This is a genomic window from Variovorax sp. 10N412 (assembly GCF_056394985.1).
In genome coordinates this window covers 1-5,127 of sequence record NZ_JBFTIO010000038.1, presented here as the reverse complement: position 1 = coordinate 5,127, position 5,127 = coordinate 1, and the positions used below count along the sequence as shown (strand labels likewise).

The 5,127-nt window shown below is 69.8% G+C and carries 6 protein-coding genes; all 6 read right to left on the bottom strand.

Annotated features, from left to right (window positions below):
* On the bottom strand, positions 1–1,106 hold a 1,106-nt coding region (locus AC1DJH_RS32955), incomplete at its 3' end, for a tripartite tricarboxylate transporter permease (protein ID WP_478188593.1).
* A gap of 25 nt (positions 1,107–1,131) precedes the next feature.
* Positions 1,132–1,620 carry a tripartite tricarboxylate transporter TctB family protein gene (locus AC1DJH_RS32950; protein WP_435437202.1) on the bottom strand — a complete coding sequence of 163 codons (489 nt, stop codon included), beginning with the start codon at positions 1,618–1,620 and terminating at the stop codon, positions 1,132–1,134.
* 128 nt (positions 1,621–1,748) lie between these two features.
* Complete coding sequence (locus AC1DJH_RS32945; RefSeq protein WP_478188592.1) at positions 1,749–3,119, bottom strand: sensor histidine kinase; 1,371 nt, start codon at positions 3,117–3,119, stop codon at positions 1,749–1,751.
* A complete protein-coding gene (locus tag AC1DJH_RS32940; RefSeq protein WP_435485197.1) occupies positions 3,116–3,799 on the bottom strand; it encodes a response regulator transcription factor in 684 nt (227 codons plus the stop codon). Before AC1DJH_RS32940 ends, AC1DJH_RS32945 begins: the two co-directional genes overlap by 4 nt.
* Positions 3,800–4,029: 230 nt before the next feature.
* The gene (locus tag AC1DJH_RS32935) at positions 4,030–4,629 is read right to left on the bottom strand and encodes an ATP-binding protein (protein ID WP_478188591.1); all 600 of its coding nucleotides are present in this window, start codon (positions 4,627–4,629) and stop codon (positions 4,030–4,032) included.
* Positions 4,629–4,889, bottom strand: a complete 261-nt coding sequence (locus tag AC1DJH_RS32930) for a hypothetical protein (RefSeq protein WP_478188590.1) — start codon at positions 4,887–4,889, stop codon at positions 4,629–4,631. The genes AC1DJH_RS32935 and AC1DJH_RS32930 overlap by 1 nt, the downstream gene beginning before the upstream one ends.
* Positions 4,890–5,127 lie beyond the last annotated feature (238 nt).

The window sequence follows — 5,127 nt, the reverse complement described above, 5'->3', positions numbered from 1 at the left end:
TTGCCGATCCACATCGAGGCGATCAGGCCCCAGAACAGCTCGGGGTTGCTGGTCATCACCTGCGGGCCGGGCTGGATGTTGTGGATCGTCATGGCACCCACCATCAGCGCCATCACCGCGTTGGGCGGAATGCCCAGCGTCAGCAGCGGGATGAAGGAGGTCTGCGCACCGGCGTTGTTGGCCGACTCGGGGCCCGCCACGCCGCGGATGTTGCCCTTGCCGAAGGGCACTTCGCCGGCCTTGAGCTTCATCTTCTTCTCGATGGTGTAGGCCGCGAAGGCCGACAGCAGCGCGCCGCCGCCGGGCAGGATGCCCAGGGCCGAACCCAGCGCCGTGCCGCGCAGCACCGCGGGCGTCATGTCCTTGAAGTCCTGCTTGGTGGGCCACAGGCCCTTGACCTTCGCGGTGAACACTTCGCGCTCGTGTTCGGGCACCGCCAGGTTGGCGATGATTTCGCCGTAGCCGAACACGCCCATCGCAATGGCGATGAAGCCGATGCCGTCGGTGAGCTCGGGAATGTCGAAGCTGTAGCGCGCCACGCCCGAATTCACGTCGGTGCCGACCAGGCCCAGCGCCAGGCCGAACAGGATCATGGTGATCGCCTTGAGCAGCGAGCCCGAGGCCAGCACCACGGCGCCGATCAGGCCCAGGATCATCAGCGAGAAATACTCGGCCGGGCCGAACTTGAAGGCCAGCTCGGTCAGCGGCGGCGCGAACGCGGCGAGGATCAGCGTGCCCACGCAGCCCGCGAAGAACGAGCCCAGGCCCGCGGCTGCGAGCGCCGGTCCGGCGCGCCCCTTTCTTGCCATCTGGTAGCCGTCGATCACGGTCACCACCGACGACGACTCGCCCGGCAGGTTCACCAGGATGGCGGTGGTGGAGCCGCCGTACTGCGCTCCGTAGTAGATGCCGGCCAGCATGATGAGCGCCGACACGGGCGGCAGCGCATAGGTGGCGGGCAGCAGCATCGCGATGGTCGCGACCGGGCCGATGCCCGGGAGCACCCCGATCAGCGTGCCCAGCAGGCAGCCGACGAAGGCATACACGAGGTTCTGCGCCGTGAAGGCGACGCCGAAGCCGATCGAGAGATTGGTAATCAGGTCCATTTGTCTTGTCTTGTTCTTGTGCGAATCAGCCGGCGATGAAGGTCGGCCACACCTGGAACTGCAGCTTCAGCGCGACCACGAAGGCCAGGTAGCTGCCCAGCGCCAGCACGGTCGCGAGCACGGTCACGCCCTTCCAGCCGAAGTTGTCTCCCGCCAGGCTGGCGATGAAGGTCAGCGCGTAGATGGCCACGATGAGCCCCATCGACGGCAGCCCGATGCTCGGCAGGCCGCCCAGCAGCACGCCGAAGATCAGGTTCGCGCCGATGATGAAGACCAGCGGCTTCCATGCGATGCGCCCGATGGGCTCGCCGTCTTCCGTCTCCACGCTGAGCGCCTTGAGCGTGATGGCCACGCCCATGAGGGCAATGAGGATGCCCACGATCAGGGGAAAGTAGCCGGGGCCCATGCGGGCGCCCGAGCCCACGTTGTAAGTCGTGGCGCCCCATGCGAAGGCCACGCCGAAGGCGCTGAAAAGCACGCCCGAGCAGAAGTCTCTCTGACTCTTGATTCTCACCGTTGATGTCTCCTGGAACTGCGTTGATCGGCACAGGTTGTGCGCCGAGCGATCCTAGGAATTCACCGGACTTTTGTGCATGACCAATACATTGCCGTTCGGCAATGTGGCGAACGCACGCGGCGCGTTCAGTCGCCCGCCATCGGCAGGTCGATGCACGCGCGCAGCCCCGGGCGCGCATCCGCGAACTGCAGCCGCCCGCCGTGCAGCGCCACCACCGCCTGCACGCTGGCCAGCCCCAGGCCGTGGCCCGGCGTGCTGCGGTCCAGCCGGTGGAAGCGCACGCCGATGCGCTCGTACTCGGCCGCGGGAATGCCGGGGCCGTTGTCCTGCACGAAGAGCTGCGCCCTGCCGTCCACCGTATGGGTGCCGATGCGCACGGTGGCACCGGTGCCTGCGTACTTCAGCGCGTTGTCCAGCAGGTTGGCCGCCGCGCCGGCCAGCAGGTCGCGGTCGCCCAGCGCCACCGCGATGTCGGCGGGCTCGCGCAGCAACGCGATGCCCTGCATCTCCGCCACGGCCTCGTACAACTCCGCCACGTCGTCGGCAATCACGTGCAGCGCCACCGGCGCGAACTGCTGCCGGCGCGCACCGGCCTCGACCTCGGCGATCTGCAGCAGCTTCTCGAACACCACCGCGAGTTCCTCGAGCTCGCGGATGGCGGTGGCCACGGCCTCGCGCTGCGGGTCTTGCTGCTGCAGCGCGGCTTCCACAGCGCGCAGCCGCACCAGCACGCGCGTGAGCGGCGTGCGCAGGTTGTGCGCGATGGTGTTGGACACATGGCGCACGCCGTCCATCAGCGACTGGATGCGGTCGAGCATGGCGTTGATGTCGTGCTCCAGCAGCGCGAACTCGTCCTCCTCGCCCGACGGCGCCACGCGCTCCTGCAGCTCGCCGGCCGCAATGCGCGCGGCCGTGCGGCGCACCGCGCCCACGCTGCGTTCCAGCTCCTGGCGGAACACGAAGGTGCCGCCGATCAGCAGCAGCACCGCCACGATGCCCGCCGCCGCGCTGGCGCTCGCCACCAGCGATTCGATCGATTCCTGGTCGCGCAGGTCGTGCCCCACCACCAGCTGCCCGCCGTCCGGCAGGGGGCGCAGCACGATGTAGGCGATGACGGTCTGCCCCGCGCGCACCACGCGCCGGTGCACGCCGTCGCCCGCGTCGGGCGCGGCCGAGGGCACCTGGTCGAGGTTGCCCGCGAGCTTGCGGCCTTCGCGGTCGGTCAGCAGATAGATCTCGTTGTCGGAGTTGCGCCCGTCCGACAGCGCATTCGAAATTTCGCCTGCCACGCCGTCGGCACCGCGCGCGTCGTAGCGCACCATCAGCTGCTGCACGCTGGCCTCCACCTGGCGCACCATGCGCTGCTGCAGCACGCCCACCGTCTGCATGTAGACGATGGCCAGCGCGGCCAGCATCGTGATGGCCACCAGCAGGCCGTAGTAGAAGGCCAGCCGGAAGCCCACCGAGCGCCACAGCTGGCGCAGGGTGCGGATCATTGCGGCGGGGCCAGCGTGTAGCCCACGCCGCGCACGGTGTGGATCAGCGTGGGCGCGCCGCCCGCGTCGAGCTTGCCGCGCAGGCGGCTCACCTGCACGTCGATCACGTTGGTCTGCGGATCGAACTGGTAGTCCCACACGGCCTCCAGCAGCATGGTGCGCGTGACCACCTGGCCCGGATGCATCATGAGATAGGCCAGCAACCGGAACTCGCGCGGCTGCAGCGCAATGGGCCGCCCGCCCCGCTCCACATGCCGGCGTGCCAGGTCCAGCGTGAGGTCGGCCAGCTGCAGCGTGCGGATCTCGGGCCCGGTGCGCGAGCGCCGCACCAGCGCCTCGGCGCGCGCCGCCAGTTCCGAGAAGGCGAAGGGCTTGGCCAGGTAGTCGTCGCCGCCGGCCTTCAGGCCGCGCACGCGTTCGTCGAGCGCGCTCAATGCGCTGAGCACCAGCACCGGCGTCTTCTTGCCGAGGGCGCGCAGGGTCGAGAGGATCGACAGGCCGTCCACGTCGTTGGGCAGCATGCGGTCGAGGATCACGAGGTCCCACGGCTCGCCCGTGGCGCGCGCGAGCGCATCGGCACCGTCCCGGCTGATCACGGCCACGTGGCCGAGCGAGCGAAAGCCGTCGGCGATGTAGCGCGCGTTGTCGGCGTCGTCCTCGACGATGAGGCAGCGCCACATGGCGGTGGGGCCTAGCACGCCGGTGCCGCGCCCTCGTGCGGGGCAACGCGACGGGCCGGGGAAACAGGAAGATCGGGGAGTGACTGCGTTCGGGTGCTCATGGCGATGGAGTCGGCCGGCCCACCGTCCATCCGGGCGCCGCCGGGACCATCCTAGCCGCGATTGAACCCGAGAAAGCGCAGCCGCTTCATTACCGTTTGTCCATGTTGGCGCAAGCCGGCCGTTGCCGGCTAGGCCTGCAGCGGCAGGCGCAGTGTCAGGCCCAGCACGCCGCCCGCACACGGCGCCGAGTAGATGCGCCCGCCGTGGTGGTCGGCAATGCGCTCGCAGGCACGCGCGCTGGCGCCGGCCGCGTGCGCGCTGTCGAAGAACCTCGCGAGCGGCGGTCGTGCATCGACGGCATCGAGGTCGCGCCAATGGATCACGGCCTGCTCGCCTTCCGCGTGCGCGGACACCTGCAGCGTCGCGCCCGCGCGCATCACGCTGGCCGCATAGGCCGTGACCTTGGCGAGCAGTTCGCGCAGCTCGGCCTCGATCGCGAGCACGGGCACCGCTTGCGGCGGCAGCTGGACTTCGAAGCGGATGGCCTTGCCGTGCGTCTCGCCCGAGGCCGCGTCGAGGAGCGGCCGGAGGTCTTGCACGCGGCTGGCGCCCAGCCGCTGCTGCGCGTGCTGCCTGGCTTGTGCCGCGAGTTCACGCGCCTTCGCGCCCTGGCGCAGGTTGGCGAGGAACAGCGAGCCCATCAGGCAGACCACGCCGCCAAGGCCGAGAGAGATCACGCTGGCAATGACCACGCCGAGGTTGCCGGACTGAAGTTGTCCCGCAGCCATCAACGGGCTCCCGGCACAGGCGCGCCGGGGTCGCCCGGCGCGCCGCGCGTGCAATCGTTGCCCGGGCCGCTGCGCTGGCCATCGCAGTCCTCCCACCCGGGCGCCGGCGGCCTGCGGGCGCCGCTGAAGGGCATGGGCGGCGCGTCACCGCGAAAGCCCGGTGGCAACGGGCGGTAAGGCATGGGCGGCGGCGGCAGCACGATGCAGCCTGCAAGGCTGGTGGCCGCCAGGGCGCCCGCCAGAAGTCGAATTCGGTTCATTGAAAGCTCACTGCTGAATGGACGGGCTGCGCATAGGAAGAAAGGGCGAGCCCTTCTTCCCGCGCACAGAGCGCGCTTCGCGTCAGAAGGCGTGGCGAATGCCGAAGTCGTAGCCGGTCGAAGAACGCGGCACGCCCGAGAAGCCCACGCCCGCGCTGCCGTAGCCCGTGGTGCTCGCCGAGACCAGGCTGCCGGTGTAGCTGGCGTCGTTGCGGTTGTTCACCCGCGCCACCGTGGC

Excerpts from the sequence above, each read along its gene's own strand:
- AC1DJH_RS32945 (WP_478188592.1), bottom strand. The coding sequence starts at position 3,119 with ATGATCCGCACCCTGCGCCAGCTGTGGCGCTCGGTGGGCTTCCGGCTG.
- AC1DJH_RS32940 (WP_435485197.1), bottom strand. The coding sequence starts at position 3,799 with ATGTGGCGCTGCCTCATCGTCGAGGACGACGCCGACAACGCGCGCTAC.
- AC1DJH_RS32935 (WP_478188591.1), bottom strand. The coding sequence starts at position 4,629 with ATGGCTGCGGGACAACTTCAGTCCGGCAACCTCGGCGTGGTCATTGCC.
- AC1DJH_RS32930 (WP_478188590.1), bottom strand. The coding sequence starts at position 4,889 with ATGAACCGAATTCGACTTCTGGCGGGCGCCCTGGCGGCCACCAGCCTT.